Source organism: Pseudomonas sp. WS 5027 (genome assembly GCF_012985695.1).
Lineage (GTDB): Bacteria > Pseudomonadota > Gammaproteobacteria > Pseudomonadales > Pseudomonadaceae > Aquipseudomonas > Aquipseudomonas hygromyciniae.
The window spans coordinates 1-15,551 of the sequence record NZ_JAAQWU010000016.1; the positions used below are offsets into that span (position 1 = coordinate 1).

At 62.3% G+C, this 15,551-nt stretch carries 10 protein-coding genes and 2 pseudogenes; 4 read left to right on the forward strand and 8 right to left on the reverse strand.

What is annotated here, in order from left to right:
• From HBO09_RS19290 to HBO09_RS19320, 7 genes and pseudogenes are all read right to left on the reverse strand, one after another.
• A pseudogene (locus HBO09_RS19290) lies at nucleotides 1–652 on the reverse strand (type IV secretion protein Rhs); the annotation flags it as partial.
• Nucleotides 653–992: 340 nt separating this feature from the next.
• Nucleotides 993–1,391: a MerR family transcriptional regulator gene (locus HBO09_RS19295; protein WP_169997731.1), complete on the reverse strand. Its 399-nt coding sequence runs from the start codon at nucleotides 1,389–1,391 to the stop codon at nucleotides 993–995.
• A pseudogene (locus tag HBO09_RS19300) lies at nucleotides 1,378–1,973 on the reverse strand (NAD(P)H-dependent oxidoreductase). Before HBO09_RS19300 ends, HBO09_RS19295 begins: the two are co-directional and overlap by 14 nt.
• Before the next feature lie 114 nt (nucleotides 1,974–2,087).
• Nucleotides 2,088–3,692, reverse strand: coding sequence for a CapA family protein (locus HBO09_RS19305; protein ID WP_262381286.1), 1,605 nt, complete (start codon nucleotides 3,690–3,692; stop codon nucleotides 2,088–2,090).
• A 91-nt stretch (nucleotides 3,693–3,783) separates the two neighbouring features.
• On the reverse strand, nucleotides 3,784–4,872 hold the full coding sequence (locus tag HBO09_RS19310; protein ID WP_169997725.1) for a M14 family metallopeptidase: 1,089 nt from the start codon (nucleotides 4,870–4,872) through the stop codon (nucleotides 3,784–3,786).
• Between the two features lie 74 nt (nucleotides 4,873–4,946).
• Nucleotides 4,947–6,239, reverse strand: coding sequence for an MFS transporter (locus HBO09_RS19315; protein ID WP_169997723.1), 1,293 nt, complete (start codon nucleotides 6,237–6,239; stop codon nucleotides 4,947–4,949).
• 26 nt (nucleotides 6,240–6,265) lie between these two features.
• The gene (locus HBO09_RS19320; protein ID WP_346266439.1) at nucleotides 6,266–8,125 is read right to left on the reverse strand and encodes a DUF1302 domain-containing protein; all 1,860 of its coding nucleotides are present in this window, start codon (nucleotides 8,123–8,125) and stop codon (nucleotides 6,266–6,268) included.
• A 250-nt stretch (nucleotides 8,126–8,375) separates the two neighbouring features.
• Between HBO09_RS19320 and HBO09_RS19325 the strand changes: the two genes are divergently transcribed.
• Nucleotides 8,376–9,449 carry a helix-turn-helix domain-containing protein gene (locus HBO09_RS19325; protein ID WP_169997721.1) on the forward strand — a complete coding sequence of 358 codons (1,074 nt, stop codon included), beginning with the start codon at nucleotides 8,376–8,378 and terminating at the stop codon, nucleotides 9,447–9,449.
• Nucleotides 9,450–9,460: 11 nt separating this feature from the next.
• Here the strand turns inward: HBO09_RS19325 and HBO09_RS19330 are convergent, their stop codons facing one another.
• Nucleotides 9,461–10,480 (reverse strand): AraC family transcriptional regulator, encoded by a 1,020-nt coding sequence (locus tag HBO09_RS19330; RefSeq protein ID WP_169997718.1) that lies wholly within the window; start codon nucleotides 10,478–10,480, stop codon nucleotides 9,461–9,463.
• Nucleotides 10,481–10,709: 229 nt separating this feature from the next.
• Between HBO09_RS19330 and HBO09_RS19335 the strand changes: the two genes are divergently transcribed.
• From HBO09_RS19335 to HBO09_RS19345, 3 genes are read left to right on the forward strand one after another with little or no spacing between them, the layout of a single operon-like run.
• Complete coding sequence (locus HBO09_RS19335; RefSeq protein WP_169997716.1) at nucleotides 10,710–12,305, forward strand: FAD-binding oxidoreductase; 1,596 nt, start codon at nucleotides 10,710–10,712, stop codon at nucleotides 12,303–12,305.
• Nucleotides 12,306–12,309: 4 nt separating this feature from the next.
• Complete coding sequence (locus HBO09_RS19340) at nucleotides 12,310–13,899, forward strand: glycerol-3-phosphate dehydrogenase/oxidase (protein WP_169997714.1); 1,590 nt, start codon at nucleotides 12,310–12,312, stop codon at nucleotides 13,897–13,899.
• 28 nt (nucleotides 13,900–13,927) lie between these two features.
• Complete coding sequence (locus tag HBO09_RS19345; protein WP_169997739.1) at nucleotides 13,928–15,499, forward strand: FGGY-family carbohydrate kinase; 1,572 nt, start codon at nucleotides 13,928–13,930, stop codon at nucleotides 15,497–15,499.
• Nucleotides 15,500–15,551: the final 52 nt, after the last annotated feature.

Consider the following 15,551-nt stretch of genomic DNA (forward strand, 5'->3'; position numbering starts at 1 on the left):
CCGGGTCCTTGAGGATGTCCTGCACCAGCGAAAGGCTGTCCCACACCTCGGAAATGGCTGACCAGGTACCGGCCAATATCCCACTGCCAATAGCGCTCGCCGTGGAGGCCTGCCAGTGCGGTTTGAACCCACTCCACTCCTTGCGCAACCAGGCTTCCAGCTCAACGGTCAAACCGTCGTAGGACGCAAACAGCGCCTCCACCTGCGCCGGCGACACCCCGCCCTGTACACGCAGCTGATAGCGCCCGCCGGCTGCGCAGTGATGGGAGCCCTTGCCCTGTTCATCCAGTTGGATAAACGTGGAGCTGCCGTCATCCAGGCCAAGCACCTGCACCTGGAGATTGCCCAGCGGCACGTCATACACCGACTCGAATTTGCTCTGGATCTTCAGCTCGCCGCCTGCCGGGCACACGGCAACACTGGAAGCAAAATCGGTGTCGGTCATGCTCACCGATACCTGGGAATCGCCGACCCGCAGCACTCGCTCCATGCCCAGCAACGACGGCAAATCCGTGGCATGGCTGGCCTTGTCCAGGGCTTGCGCGTACCAGCTGGTTACCTGCTGGCGATACACCGCCAGGCTCTGGTGAAAGCCGTTCAGCTCGTATTCGATCAGGTCGAGGGGGGATGAATCAGGGGCAGGAGCTGGCATCCATGACGTCTCTGCAAAAGAAAGGCGTCGGAGAATGCCGCAGGAAAAGGGCGGTTGGAGGTGTGGTCTGTTAAATCAGAATGGGCTTACGTGCAGGCAGAATTTACTCGGTGGGATCGTCGCTTATGCCCACATGAAACGGCGATGCTGCTGACTGGCAAAAGCCGCCTTTTAGTCATATAGCCAAGGCTTCAGATCCTGCAGGTTTTTCACCACAATCTGCTGGGCCTCGGGTTTGGGGTCCAGCCAATGGTTTTGCCCAGCGCTGGGTTGACGCCATGACGCGGGAAATCCTGACCGAAGAACGCGCCCTGCAAAAAAAATGGGGCGATCTGCTGAACTAGCGGTTGCGTGCAGTGCCGGTTTCCACCAACCGTGCAAACTGGCACTGACCCTGGGCCTGCTCCAGGCTGCTCTCAAACGCCACCAGCCCTGTATGCACCTGTTGCAGGGCTTGGATTTGCGTCATCAACTCGAGTTTCTTTTGCGCTATCGCCTGGTTGGCGCGCTGCCACGGCAGCTCATCGCCATGGTGCCCGTGCAGAATCTCCTGCAACTCCTTGAGCTTGAAACCCAGTTGCTGCGCACACTTGATAAACGTCAGCAGCTCCACGCTCTGCGCCGAGTAAACCCGATAGCGCCCCTCGCGTTGTGGCGGTGGCAGCAAGCCGATGTCCTCATAGTGACGAATGGCTTTGATTGTCGTGCCTGACAACTGCGCGGCTTTACCGATGTACATGCAGATCCTTTCCTAAAAGAGTGTGCCGGCCTTTTTCAGCCACTTTTCGCGCTGCGCCGCTGTAGAGCCCAGTACAGGCCCGAGCATCACGGTCTTGATCGGCTTGATGCCGCAAAACTCGAGGGTGGTCTTGCGCATCTGGTGCAGGCCGGGCATGCGGTAGAACCAACGGTAATACCACGGCGGCGTATCCAGGGCCACCAGCAGGTGGGCGGTTCGGCCCTTCAGAAGCTTGTCGGGGAACGCCTTGCCCTTGCGGTATTTGAAGGCAAAACCGGCGAGGAAAATCCGATCGATAAACCCCTTCAACAATGCCGGAACGCCGCCCCACCAGATGGGGAACACGAACGTCAGGTGAGTGGCCCACAGAATGTCGGATTGGGCGCCGAGCAAGTCGGGTTCCAGGGGCTGGTCCTGATGATAGGCGTGGTGCAGGATCGGGTCGAAAACCAGCTCGCCAAGGCGCAGGATGCGCACCTCGTGGCCGGCGTTTCTGGCCGACTGCAGGTAGGTCTCGGCGAGGGCCGAACAGAAGCTGGTGCTGGAGGAGTGGCCAAGGATGACCAAGGTGCGCTGAACCACGGGGAATGTCCTGAGAGAAATGGCATTCAGCGTAGGGTCTGCCGTATAGGGGAGAGTCAAGGGCAGTGACAAAAAAGCCTGCGGTTCAAGGCAGGCTTGGTGCTGTTGCTTACATCAGTCCGGGAGGCTGGAAAGTGGCGACAGAATATCGTTCCACACCTTGTCCCGCAGATGGGGCAGTTGGCTCTTCTCCAACTCGTTCAGCCCGTAGCCATCCGGGTTCTCCAGCACATCGAAAAACTTGACGATGCGGCAGTTGAAACGGTTGCCATCCAATCTTTCGTTAACGATGTAGATAGGCAGTGCCTTGACGTTGAACAGGCGAGTAACCCCCAGGAATTTGCCGATGCTGAATTTGAGGGTGTAGGCCAGTTTTGAGTTGCGGCTTTCGGGGTGATAACTGACGAAGTCGCCGAACGCGTAGATCACCAGCGCATCCTGCTTGCCAGGGCGCGGGATAAGTTCTGCGGGCTGGCTGACATGGGCATGGTTGCCGAGGATCGTGTCTACACCGCAGGCAATCACCTTGCGTGCGGCTTCCACGATATTGACGTGGGGGTACATCTCGAACTCCCAGCCCCAGTGGCAGTAGGCGATGATCCAGTCCGCACCCTTGGCTTTGGCGCGGGCGACCTGTTCTTCGATCAGTGAGTAGTCGGGCGCCGGGTTTACATCGTTGAAGCGCACCACGTTGGCCAGGTACGTCTTGTCAGGCGATGGGTCGCGGCCGTTGAGGTCAAAGGTATAGGCCAGCAGGGCAACCTTGATGCCGTTTTTCTCCACCACCACCACGTCATCCTGCTCGGCCTGGCTGGCGGCAGTGCCGGCATAGTAGGCGCCGGATTTTTTCAGTACATCGAGGGTGGCGAGTACGCCTTGTTCACCCCAGTCCAGGGCGTGATTGGTCGCGGTACTGAAGAAGTTGATGTTCGCCTCATCACGGAACTTGCGGAACATCGCCTCGGATGTGTTCATCTTGGCCGGTTGCCCTTTGTCCTGATAGCGTCCCAGTTCACTGTCCCGGTCAACGGTCGATTCCAGGTTGGCGCTGACGATGTCTGCGGTGCTGTAGAAGTCCGTGATGTCATCGAACAGGTGCGGGGTGTTTTCCGGGGTCAGGACATCGACCGCCAGCAGGTCTCCGGCACATGACACCGAGACCGAGCGCAACGGCGGGTAGCTGAAGCCTGGGTCCGTCGGTGATTGATTCAGGTTGAAGAAGTTGAACGCCTGGGACTCAAATAGCTCCTCCAGCCCGGAGTCTTTCTCGGCCACTTCAAGTTGATTGAACCAGTAGCGGTAGAGCCACTTGAGTTTCTGGAAGGGCTTGCCCGAGATGTCGTACACCCCGGTTTCTGGCTGCGGGTAGTGGAATTGCTCATAGAAAATGTAGCTGGCCAGCAGGACCGCGAGTCGGGTCAGGCCGCGCAGGTCAATGTGCTTGAGAGCAGGGGGGATGATCCCGAACGGCGGGCCGTTGATGAGGTCATCGAAGGTGACGCCCGCGCTCAACTTGGCAGGGTCGGCCAAGATCGGCTGGATCGCGGCAAACACCTTTTGCGGGCCCTCCTGGGCCACCCAGCCGAACAGCACCCGGGCGTTTTCCTGCTCCAGGGGGCTGAGCGTTTCGGTCATCTTCAGTTCGCCAGTCGCTACCCGGTTGAGTGTGGCGACGACCTCATCCTGATGCTGGTCGAGACGGGCCTGGACCTTTTGCATGACCTCTCTTAAAGCCTGTGCCAAATATGCACTCATCATGAACATCCTCTGTGGTTTGAGTGTGTACCCCACCTGATAGTGGGCATTTTTGTCATTCCAAGCGCGTGGCAAGACCGCGCAGGCTCAGCGCAGTCACTTCGCGCGCCTGCTCCAGTACCTGGCGTTTCCAGCCCTCGGTATCGATGTAGAACGCATCGCGCAACCGGCGCTTGATCTGCACTCGCCGGGCTTGTGCTGTCTGTGGATGGGTGTGCAGCCAGTGATCGGCGCGTAGGGCCTCAAGCACTCGTGGCCCCGGCTGCGTGCCGTACTCCAGGGTCAAACCGTTGTACTGCGCGTGGGGGCATTCCTCCATCACCGCCAGGTCCAGGGTGCCGTTGAGCATGGCCGACGAGGAGGTGCCGTCTGCGTTGGTCGTGACCTGCGGGCCCCACCAGCTGCGCGCCCGTGCAATATCGCTGGGGTGATTGCGCCCTTTGTAGATCCGCTCACCCACGCCACACGGTCCTAGCCCTGTGTGCACATCGATCCAGCCGATACGCCGGCAGTGGTTGCCCAGGCGCCGGATAATCTGGCGCAGTTGCAGGTTGCTCCAGGCAGGTGCCGTGCCCGCGAAAAACAAACCTTCGGGGTGGCTGTGTTGGCCGCGGGTAATGGCTGACTGCAGGGTTTTGCGGCCATGGCGCAGGGCGTATCCGGCCAGGCCAAGCGTGCTGAGCAGGGTGGGTGGTTGCCGTCGTGGCAGCAGCAGTGGGGCGAGGATGCGGTAGTCGGGGTTGTCGGGCAGCGGTTGCGCGAAGTCAATGAAGTTACGGTTGAGGTCGACATTGTCTTCGTTGACCCGACGCAGCCAGGAGAAACCGTACGGGTTGATCGCATGCAGATACAGCACCGCCAGGTCTTGGCGCTGGCAGTGTTGCAGCCACTCGCGGTTGCGCAGGTGGTCAACCTGTACGGCCGAGCCGCAGAAGCCTTCCACGCCATGCACGCCGCTGCTCAGGACCAGCAGGTTGGTGGCCGTGGGCGAGCCTGCAAGCGCCACATCCAGGGCCAGTTCCTCGCCATCGCTGCCCGGTAACGGGTGAGGATGGGATTGGACCTCCAGGCCGGCGCTGGCGCAGGCCTGGAGGAATTTTTGCCGAGCTTCGGCGTAGCTTTGTGAAAAGCAGGATAAGTCCATCGGGTGTTCCCTATTGGCAGTCGTGCTGGGCGCTGCGCGCAGCGATCAAGGTGGTGGGGCCGCCGCTGCGCGGCTTATGCCGGGCTGATGGCCGCAGAACCTGCGCCGGGAATGCTGGCCGTGAGTGCGCGGCGACTGCGTTCCGGGTCGATCAGCGCCAGCCCGAGCAGGCTGAACACCAGCAGGGCAATACCAAACAGGCCGATGGCCAGTTCGAAGCCACTCACCAGGTCGCCGTTCTGCCAGCCGATGGCTTGCCCGACCAGCACGGGCGCGAGCATGCCGGCGGTGGTCAGCAGGGCGATATGGATCGCCAGCATGCTCCCGCGTTGGCGAGCCGGGGCGATGTGGGCAACGATGCTGAAACCGAAGGCCGACAGCAGGTTGAGGAGAATGCTGCCGAGCAGGAAAAAAACCAGGGTCACGGTCAGGCTGGTGTTGGTAAAACCCATCAGGATGTAAGTCACGGCGGCGATCAGGCAAGCCAGAAGCGGCGGCACGACCATCGCCTTGCGGATGCTGGCGCCGCGTTTCATTGCGCGTTGCGCCAGGCTGGAAACCAGCAGGTTGATAAAGATCACCCCCAGTGTGGTGGCCAGCACCAGGTAGCCCGATTGCATCGGCGTCATGCCCAGGCCTCTTTGCAGGTAGGTGGGCAACCAACTGTAGAGCAAGGCATTGGGCAGGTAGCTGCAGAACGCAACCAAGGTAATGCAGACAAACGTGCGGTTGAGCAACAGGCGCTTGTAGGGCAACGTGGGCAACAGGTCGCCCTGGGTGCCCCGTGTATCGTCATGCTGGCCTTCGCGGCCATAACGTTGCCACAGCAGCAGCCACACCAGGCCGACACCGGCCAACAGCACGTAGCCCGTGCGCCAGCCGTACTGCTCGATCAACTTGGGCAGGGCCACCGCGCCGGCAATCGCACCGAGCATGATTGCTACCTGGATCAGCGCTGCTGGCAGCACTCGCTCGCGGCTGGTGTACCACTTGAAACAGGCGTGCTGAGTCACCGCCGTGCCCGGGCCGCAACCGGCGCCGAGCAGGACGCGGCTGGCCAGCAGGGTAAAGAAACTGGTGGACAGGGCCGCGAGCAATTGGGCGGTCATCCACACCAGGGCCATGCCGGAGAGAATCCAGCGGCTCGGCATGCGGTTGGCGAGAAAACCCACCAGCACGCCCGAGACCGAATAGAGAAAAAAGAACGCGCTGCTGATAAAGCCGAACTGCGCTGGCGTGAGCTTTAACTCATCAATGATCTGCGGGCCGGCGAAGGCGAAAATGGTCTTGTCCAGCACGCTGATAATCACCACTGTCATCAGCAGGGCAACTACGAGCGGGCGTCGGCTATCGGTCAATGAACGCATGGAAATGGCCTTGTTTTAAGGGGGGGCTAGAAGCGAATGCCGACACTGGCCTCTAACAGGCTGCGATCTGCCACCAGGTTGTAATCGCCGCCACCGGTGTTCAGGTAGCTGAGATCGAAGGTGTAGGTGCTTTTGTAATCGCCGCGCACGCCGAGTATTTGCGCGTAGCGGCCTTCGGAAAATACCCCGTCATAGGCGTGACCCTTGATGTCGTAGACGAGTGTCAGCGAAGGCGTCACGTCCAGCCCGGGCAATACATTCCTGTAGTTGATTTCTCCTTTGACGCGGGTGCCCCAGGCAAACGGGGTGACAAATCCGTCATCTGCGCATTTGGCCGCCGGGCCTGTGCACTTCGCGGCCTTGCCGTAGGGCGCGCTGCCGAAACCGGGGCGGCCATAACGGATCTGGTCGGTGTCGGGCAGGTCGTGTACGTATTTCAACCCGGCTTCTGCCGATAGCTTCATCGCGCCGCCCAACACCTGGCCAAAAGGATGGCTGGCGCCCAGATTCAATTGGCTGACGTGGAAGCGGTCGTAGCCGCTTGCCAGGTAGCCCGTCGGGGTTTTGGACAGGTAGCCCATGGGCCCGCTGCCGGCGAGCAGCCCGGCGATAAAGTCGGCGCCGTTCCACGCAATCGGTTGATTGGGCCGGTAACTGTATTCGGCATAAATCCCGGTGCCGCCCGGTAGCCGCGTCTTGAAGTTGAGGGCATACAGGCGAATGCGGGTTGGATAGGCGCGCTGATAATAAGCCGCCACGCCGGTGGGTATTGCCTGCCCCACGTTCGCAGCCGGTGGCGTCAGTACGCCGGGGCCGGTGCGCACCACCTGGGTCAGCGCTTCGCGGCTACTGTAGTCAGCGAAATACAAGCCGAACAACCCCACGTCCTTCCACAAATACTGCAGGCTGGCGCCGAATTGATTGTTGCCTGGGCGATGGTCCGGGCCGCGTGCCACATGGTCGATGGGGTTGTTGAGGGCCTGGCCATCGGTGGTGTAGATCGGCCGTCCCGCTATGGCGCTCATCACGCTGCCGTTAAGGATGAATTGGTTGCAGCCCGGTTGTGCGTAGTCGCTGGTCGACAGAAATGTGCCGCAGCCAGAGTAGGCACTGGGGCGCAATTCAAACTGATTGAACGCATCCAGCGACAGGTTCTCGGTCAGCGCCAGCTTGGCGTACAGGGTCGGCATTGGCACGGTGCGGGCTTCGGCAATCGAGGTGGCTCGACGTGCGGCGGCCCAGTCAAACGCGTTTACCGCCTGCAGGCCACCGCTGATGGTGGTCGGTGTGACCCACGGGATCGCCTGGTCGCCCAGGCGCACCAGCAGGTCATGCCCGCCAGGCTGGAAGTTGCCGTAGACGTAGGCGTCGTTGAACACCGCATTGGAGAACCGCGCCAGGGAATCGAACCCCGAATCACTGAGCGGCTCTCCCGAGCGATAGCCGTTGGGGACGCTGCCATGGTCGACGTCCTGATGCTTTTGGGTGTAGTCGTACCAACCCTTTGCGCTGACGAAAACCCCGAGGTTGCGGTGGCTCAAATCTGCTTGCAGGTAGGCTTCGGCCGACGTAGAAACCGCATCGCCGCGCTTGTAGTTGAGGTTGCCGTCGTTGAACAGGTTCATACCGTATTCGGCGCTGGTCAGGCGGTGGCTGGGGTCGTCCATGCGTCGTACCGTGCCCAGGGCCAGGGCGCCTTTGACCTGCAGGCGCGCGTCGTCATGTTGCCATTGCATGCCGTTACCCAGCCCTGACTTGAGGTCACTGAACACCAGCTCTCCAGCGCTGACTGGAGTGCCGAAGCCCGCACTGAGCAATGTCGTGGCCAACCCTGCAACCACTGGCTTGCCGGTACTTCCCCAGGCGTTTCTTATTGTTGTTTTCACTGACTGATACCCTTGTTTTTTTTCTTGCTGAGGCCAGGTGTTTTTCAGTCTAGCGTCGAAGTGATTGCGGTAATACGGCGAATACCGACAGCAATAAAGCCAATATCGCCAAGTAAAAATCCAGGTTCTACTGACCTGTAGTGAAGGAGGCAAGCTCCTCAGCACAAGTCAGTGCAGTGAGCGGGGCTGGTGTTTAAAGGTGATAGGGCTAATATCGCCAACAATAAATCCAATATCGCCAGGTAAGCCCATGAATGTCCGCGTCGATTTATTGCATGGCCCGCACAATCTTGCCGGCACGCTGTTTAGCGTGATCGACATGCTGCGCACCTTCAACAACCTCTGGCAGTTGCGCAACCCGGACAAGCGCGGGGCGTTTTTTCACTGGCGCTTGATCGATGCGGCGGGCAATGAACTGGCGCTTCCGGACTGGCTGTCGGAAATGCGCCCGCCCAGCCCAGGCCGTAAAACCCTGCGGCCCTCGCAGACGGTCCTGTTTGTTCCTGGCGTGCAAATGAAAAACGTGCCGGACCTGAACCAGGTTCTTGCTCAATGCGCCGACGAACTGAACTGCATTGCGCGTTATCACGCCCAAGGGCGTGTGGTGGCTGCCAGCTTCAATGGTGCCGTGCTGCTTGCCCGTGCTGGGGTACTGGATGGTCGGCGCGCAACCGTTACCTGGATGATTGCCAATTGGTTCGCGTCCACCTTTCCCACGGTGCAATTGGCGATGGAAGGCCCGGTGGTGGTTGACGGCCCGGTCTTCACCGCCGGAGCCCCTGCAGCGGTCTGCAACCTGATGGTGGAATTGATCCGTCACTTCGCCGGCGAAGAAATGGCCCAGATCGCCACCAACGGCCTGCTGTACCACCCGATGCGTTTTGAGCATTCCAGCCTTAACTTCCCCGGCATCTCGGTAAAAACCCGCGACAGCGTGGTGTTCCGCGCCAAGCAATGGCTGCAGCAGCATATTCAGATGCCCTACAGCCTGGACGCGGTAGCCCAGGCCGCGACCGCCAGCCCGCGGACTTTGCTGCGTCACTTCAAGGAGGTGGAAGGCATGACCCCTCTGGACTACCTGCATCGCCTGCGGGTTGAACGGGCCAAGCAGTTACTGGAAGTGACTTTGATCGATCTGACGGAAGTCATGGAGTACTGCGGTTATCAGGATGCCAGTGCGTTTCGACGCCTGTTTTTGCGCACTACGGGGCTTACGCCTTCGGAGTATCGGCGGCGATACACCATGCGCATATCCAGTCGGCGGTGGCGGGCGGATGAGGCCGGGGAGGATTTGATTGAGGGGTTGGGGCTCGACCGCCTGTAATTTGCGACGCTTCAACTGGCCCGGTGGGTCTGCCGATACTCGCCCGGCGGCATGCCGGTGCGGCTCTTGAAGGTACGGTGGAATGAGCGCGGTTCGGTAAAGCCCAAATATTGGGCGATGTCCTGGATCGGCAGGTCGCTGTGCAGCAGGTAGTGTTCGGCCAGTTCCTGACGCAGGTCGTCGAGGATCTGCTGGTAGGACGTACCCGCCTGCTGCAATTGGCGTTGCAGGGTGCGCACCGACATGGCGAACTGCTCGGCCACTTGTTCCTTGCGCGGCAGGCCTTCCTTGAGCAACTGGCGCAGGGCGTTTTTCACCCGCAGCGCGAGGGTCGAATCGTCCAGCGAGGCCATCAGGGCCAGGGCGTGTTCCTCCAGGGTCCGCAGTAATTGCGCATCGGCCTGGCGCAGGGGCGTTTGCAGGTAACTCAACGGCGCCACCAGGGCCGAGCAGGGCTGCTCGAACAACACCGGGCAACCGAAGAAGTCCTCGTATTGGCTGAGTTGCGCGCCGTCCGGCAGCGGGTGTTCGAGCAGTACCTGGCTGGGCGACAGTTCGGTGTCGGCGATCCAGCGTGTATACACCAGCCAGGATGCCAGCACGTTCTCCACCATATGCCGGCGGATCCGCGGCTGCTGGTGGCGGCAGTTCCAGATCAGCCGCACCTGCCCATCGACCATCTCCGCGCGGCTGGTGCCCATGTCGCCCACCAGCTTTTCGAACGGCATGATGCGGTTCATCGCCTCGCCCAGGGTCGCGCAGTTCATGGTGATGTAGCCCAGCACGCTCCACGAATTTGGCAGCACGAAACGCGCCGAATTGAGCCCGAACAGCAGGTCCCCGGAATGTTCGCAGAAATACTCCAGCAGGCGTTCGTGGGCTTCCACGGGCAGGCGCAGGCTGTTGTCGTCGAGTTGGCCCGCAGTGATTCCGGCTGCCGCCAGGGCGGGGCCGGTCGCCACGCCGAGCTGTTCGGCATGGCGCAGGTATTTCAGCAGAGGAGGGACTGAGGTCGAGCCGGTTGTCTGCATGATCGGGTTCCTGGCGGGGGTGTTGCTGGCGGCAGTACCTTGCGCGCGTCGATGGCTGGCAAGGTAATTTGAAACCATGACTAAAGTAAATGCTCCCGTGGCGACATCGGGAAATGGACCGATTGACCCAATTGGCTACTCCATCTGTCTCGATGCGACCGTGACAGCTTGCGCCGGCTGACTAGTATGGGGGCACTGAAAATCACACGATCTGCTGGGAGAAACAGGCATGCGACGCTGGAACGGCTGGGGCGAAGAAACCACGCAGATGGAGATGCCTGCTCATGGGGCGGCGTTTCTGTGCGAGCGACTGGGCGATGGGCACACCCTGCCCGACGCCAGCCTGGACAGCGCCCTGGCCGGGGTTCCCGCATCGCGCCTGGCGCCCCATCCGCTCTACAGTATTGAACCCAGGGACCGCCTGATGCATGCCCGAGGCCAGAGCCTGCCGGACTGGCTGGCCCTGCGTGAAGGTGTACTGGGCCGCTACCCGGATGCCGTGGCCCTACCGGAAAGTGTCGAGCAGATCCGCCAGTTGCTGGCCCTGGCCGACAGTGCAGACCTGTGCCTGATTCCCTATGGTGGTGGCACCTCCGTGGCCGGGCATATCAACCCGCCGGCGTCCACGCGCCCGGTACTGACGGTGTCCCTGGCCCACATGAATCGCCTGCTCGACCTCGACGAGCAAAGCCTGATCGCCACCTTCGGCCCCGGCGTCAGCGGGCCTCAGGTGGAGAGCCAACTGCGCGCCAAAGGCTACACCCTGGGGCACTTCCCGCAGTCCTGGGAACTGTCGACCCTGGGCGGCTGGGTCGCCAGTCGCTCCAGCGGCCAGCAATCGCTGCGCTATGGGCGGATCGAGCAACTGTTCGCCGGCGGCACCCTGGAGACATTCGCCGGGCCCCTGGAGATCCCGAGCTTCCCGGCGTCGGCCGCGGGCCCCGACCTGCGGGAAGTGGTGCTGGGCAGTGAAGGGCGCTTCGGCATCATTTCCCAGGTCAAGGTGCGGGTCAGTGCCTTGCCCGAGGACGAGCGTTTCTATGGTGTGTTCATACCGGACTGGCCCCAAGCCCTGCAGGCCATTCGGCAACTGGTGCAGGCCCGGGTGCCGCTGTCGATGCTGCGCCTGTCCAATGCCATGGAAACCCAGACCCAGCTGGCGCTGGCTGGCCATCCCAATCAAATCGCCTGGCTGGAGCGCTACCTGGCGCTGCGTGGCGCGGGCGAGGGCAAGTGCCTGCTGACCTTCGGTGTCACTGGCAATCGTCGGCAGAATGCCCTGTCGTTGCGCCAGGCCCGCCAGCATCTCAAGGCCTTTGGCGGCGTGTTTACCGGCACCCTGTTGGGCAAGAAGTGGCAACAGAACCGTTTTCGCTTCCCCTACCTGCGGGAGAACCTCTGGCAGGCCGGCTACGTGGTCGACACCCTGGAGACCGCGACCGACTGGTGCCATGTCGATACCTTGCTGCACGCTATCGAGGCCAGCCTGCGCGACTGCCTGGCGGCCGAGGGCGAGCGGGTCCATGTGTTCACCCATCTGTCCCATGTGTATGGCGAAGGTTCGAGCATCTACACCAGCTATGTGTTCCGCCCGGCGGCGGACTACCCGGCCACCCTCGAACGCTGGAAGGCCCTGAAGCAGGCGGCCAGCCGTACCATCGTCGAAAACCACGGCACCATCAGCCACCAGCACGGCGTGGGCAAGGACCACGCGCCTTACCTGCCGAGGGAGAAGGGCGAATTGGCAATGGCTGCGCTGCACAGCCTGAGCCGGCATTTCGATCCGGCCGGGCGCCTCAACCCCGGCACGCTGCTGGAAGACTAGGCCCATGAGCAATGACTGGAATGCCCAATGGCGCGAGACCGCGCTGGCGCAACTGGCGAGTGAAACCTGGGACCTGATCGTGATTGGCGGCGGCATCAGCGGCGCCGGGATCCTGCGCGAGGCGGCCCGGCGCGGCTGGCGCTGCCTGCTGCTGGAGCAACGGGATTTTGCCTGGGGCACCTCCAGCCGCTCGTCGAAAATGGTCCATGGTGGGCTGCGTTATATCGCCAAGGGCCAATGGCGCCTGGCCCGTGATTCAGTGCACGAGCGCCAACGTTTGATGGGCGAAGCACCGGGGCTGGTGGAGCCCATGAGTTTCCTGATGCCGCACTATCGCGGCGGGTTCCCCGGGCCGCGGGTATTCGGCGGTTTGCTGCGCCTGTATGACGCCCTGGCCGGTTGTCGTAGCCGGCAGTTCCATAAGCCTGAGCAACTGCGCTATCTGGCACCGGGGCTCCTGGCGCCGGGGTTGCTGGGGGCTTCGCAGTTTCGCGATGCACTGACCGACGATGCGCGGCTGGTCATGCGCGTGCTGGCCGAGGCCCGTGCCGATGGCGCCTGGGCACTCAATGGCCTGCGGGTGCGACAGGTATTGCGCGACGGCGAGCGTGTGTGTGGGGTCGAGGTCGAGGACGCTGAAGGCGGCACGCTTATGCAAGTGCGCTGCGCGGTGTTGGCGGTGGCCACTGGCGCCTGGGCTGAGCGCCTGCAACCGGGTGGTGGGCAGCGCCAGTTGCGGCCCTTGCGTGGCAGCCACCTGCTGTTGCCCGGCTGGCGCTTGCCGGTGGCCCATGCCTTCAGTTTCATGCACCGGCGTGACGGTCGCCCGGTGTTCGTTTTTCCCTGGGAGGGAGCCACGGTGGTGGGCACCACCGACCTGGATCATCGCGAGGATCTGGACCTTGGCGCAAGCATCACCCGTGAAGAACTCGACTACCTGCTGGAGGCTTGCGCCCAACCATTTCCCCAGGCCGAGGTAACGGCGGCGGACGTGCTGTGCACCTGGTCCGGGGTGCGTCCGGTGGTGGGCGCCGCCGACTCCCAGGCCAAGCCATCCAATGAAACCCGCGAGCATGTGCTGTGGCAGGAACCCGGCTGTGTGACCCTGGCAGGGGGCAAGCTGACCACCTTCCGGCCCCAGGCCATCGAGGTGTTGCGGGCCTGTGCCGGGATGCTCGGCAAAACCCTGGAGGATGACGGGGCGCCGGTGTTCCAGGCCTTGGCGCTGCAGGCGATTCCCGGGCTGAGCGGTGCCGGCCTGCGTCGCCTGGCTGGGCGCCATGGTCGTGATCTGCCGCGCCTGGCCAGCTTGATCAACAACCTGGGCAGCGATTGTGTGGGTGCCAGCGATACCCTGTGGGCGGAGCTGGCGTTTGCCGCCGAGACCGAGATGGTTTTGCACCTGGATGACCTGCTACTGCGGCGCACGCGCCTCGGCCTGCTCCTGCCCGAAGGCGCTGCGCATTACCTGGCAGATATCCGCCGGCTATGTCAGCCGCGCCTGGGCTGGGACGACGCGCGCTGGGAACAGGAACAGCAGCGCTACCTGCAACTGTGGCAACGCCATCACAGCGTACCCAGCGCCTCGATCTGAAGAGTGCCTCATGAAAAAAGCGAGCTTCATGGATAACAACACCCCCGGCAAAGACTATGTGCTGGCGATCGACAACGGCACCCAGAGTGTCCGTGCGCTGTTGTTCGACCTGCAGGGCAACCTGTTGGGCAAAGGCAAGGTCGAGTTGCAGGCCTACTACTCCAGCCAGCCCGGCTGGGCCGAGCAGGACCCGGATTATTACTGGCGCAAGCTGGGAGAAGCTTGCCAGCAGTTGTGGGCGCAGACCGGCATCGACCGCAGTTTGATCCGTGGCGTATCCCTGACCACCCAGCGCGGCACCCTGATCAATGTCGATGCCCAGGGCCAGGCATTGCGACCGGCCATTCTCTGGCTCGACCAACGCCAGTGCCAGCCGGAGGGCGGGATCAAGGGGCCCTGGGGTTGGCTGTTCAAACTGGTGGGGGCCGAGGCCACGGTGGACTACTTTCGTGCCCAGGCCGAGGCCAACTGGATCGCCCAGCATCAGCCGGATATCTGGGCTGCCACTGACAAGTTCCTGCTGCTCTCGGGGTTTCTCAGTCATCGCCTGACCGGGCGTTTTGTCGACTCGGTGGGGTGCTGCGTGGGTTACCTGCCATTCGACTTCAAGCATCTGCGCTGGGCCGCGCCCCGGGACTGGAAATGGCAGGCCCTGGCGGTGCGTGCGGAGCAACTGCCGACCCTGTACAAACCGGGGGAAGAATTGGGCCGCATCACCGCCGAGGCCAGCCGCCATACCGGCATCCCGCAGGGGTTGCCGCTGATTGCCGCCGGCTCCGACAAGGCCTGCGAGGTGCTCGGTTCCGGCGTGGTGGAAGCGACGACCGCGTGCCTGTCCTACGGCACTACGGCGACCATCACCACCACTCGCTCGCGCTATCTGGAGATTGTCCCGCTGATCCCGCCTTACCCGGCGGCAATCCCCGATCACTACAACTGCGAAGTGATGATCTATCGCGGCTACTGGATGGTCAGTTGGTTCAAAAACGAGTTCGGCCTACGGGAAATGCAACAGGCCCGTGAGCAGGGCCTGGAGCCGGAGCAGCTGTTTGATGCGCTGGTCAACGCGGTACCGCCCGGCTCCATGGGCCTGACCCTGCAACCCTATTGGTCGCCAGGTATCCGCGAACCGGGAGTGGAGGCCAAGGGGGCGATGATCGGCTTTGGCGATGTGCATACTCGGGCCCATATCTACCGGGCGATTCTTGAGGGTCTGGCCTATGCATTGCGCCAGGGCAAGGAGCGAATCGAGCGCCGTTCGAAACTGTCGATCACGCGCTTGCGCGTGGCCGGTGGCGGCTCCCAGAGCGACGCGGCGATGCAACTGACCGCCGATATCTTTGGCCTGCCCGCCGAGCGTCCGCATGTGTATGAGGCGTCCGGGTTGGGGGCTGGGATTGCCTGTGCCGTGGGGCTTGGGCTGTACCCGGATTTCGATACCGCCATCGCCGCCATGACCCGCACCGCCGAGGTCTTCATGCCTCAACCCGAGGCGCAACAGATGTACGAGCGTTTGTACCGCGAGGTTTACCTGCGCATGTATCGCCAGCTCAAGCCGCTGTACCAGAGCATCCGCGAGATCACCGGCTACCCGGCGTAGGCCCCACTGTAGGAGCGAGCTTGCTCGCGAAGAACGTCAACGATAACGCGTG

What these genes read in the sequence shown, in the direction of transcription:
- HBO09_RS19295 (WP_169997731.1), bottom strand. Translation starts at nt 1,391, where the DNA reads ATGTACATCGGTAAAGCCGCGCAGTTGTCAGGCACGACAATCAAAGCC.
- HBO09_RS19305 (WP_262381286.1), bottom strand. Translation starts at nt 3,692, where the DNA reads ATGCAAAAGGTCCAGGCCCGTCTCGACCAGCATCAGGATGAGGTCGTC.
- HBO09_RS19310 (WP_169997725.1), bottom strand. Translation starts at nt 4,872, where the DNA reads ATGGACTTATCCTGCTTTTCACAAAGCTACGCCGAAGCTCGGCAAAAA.
- HBO09_RS19315 (WP_169997723.1), bottom strand. Translation starts at nt 6,239, where the DNA reads ATGCGTTCATTGACCGATAGCCGACGCCCGCTCGTAGTTGCCCTGCTG.
- HBO09_RS19325 (WP_169997721.1), top strand. Translation starts at nt 8,376, where the DNA reads ATGAATGTCCGCGTCGATTTATTGCATGGCCCGCACAATCTTGCCGGC.
- HBO09_RS19330 (WP_169997718.1), bottom strand. Translation starts at nt 10,480, where the DNA reads ATGCAGACAACCGGCTCGACCTCAGTCCCTCCTCTGCTGAAATACCTG.
- HBO09_RS19335 (WP_169997716.1), top strand. Translation starts at nt 10,710, where the DNA reads ATGCGACGCTGGAACGGCTGGGGCGAAGAAACCACGCAGATGGAGATG.
- HBO09_RS19340 (WP_169997714.1), top strand. Translation starts at nt 12,310, where the DNA reads ATGAGCAATGACTGGAATGCCCAATGGCGCGAGACCGCGCTGGCGCAA.
- HBO09_RS19345 (WP_169997739.1), top strand. Translation starts at nt 13,928, where the DNA reads ATGGATAACAACACCCCCGGCAAAGACTATGTGCTGGCGATCGACAAC.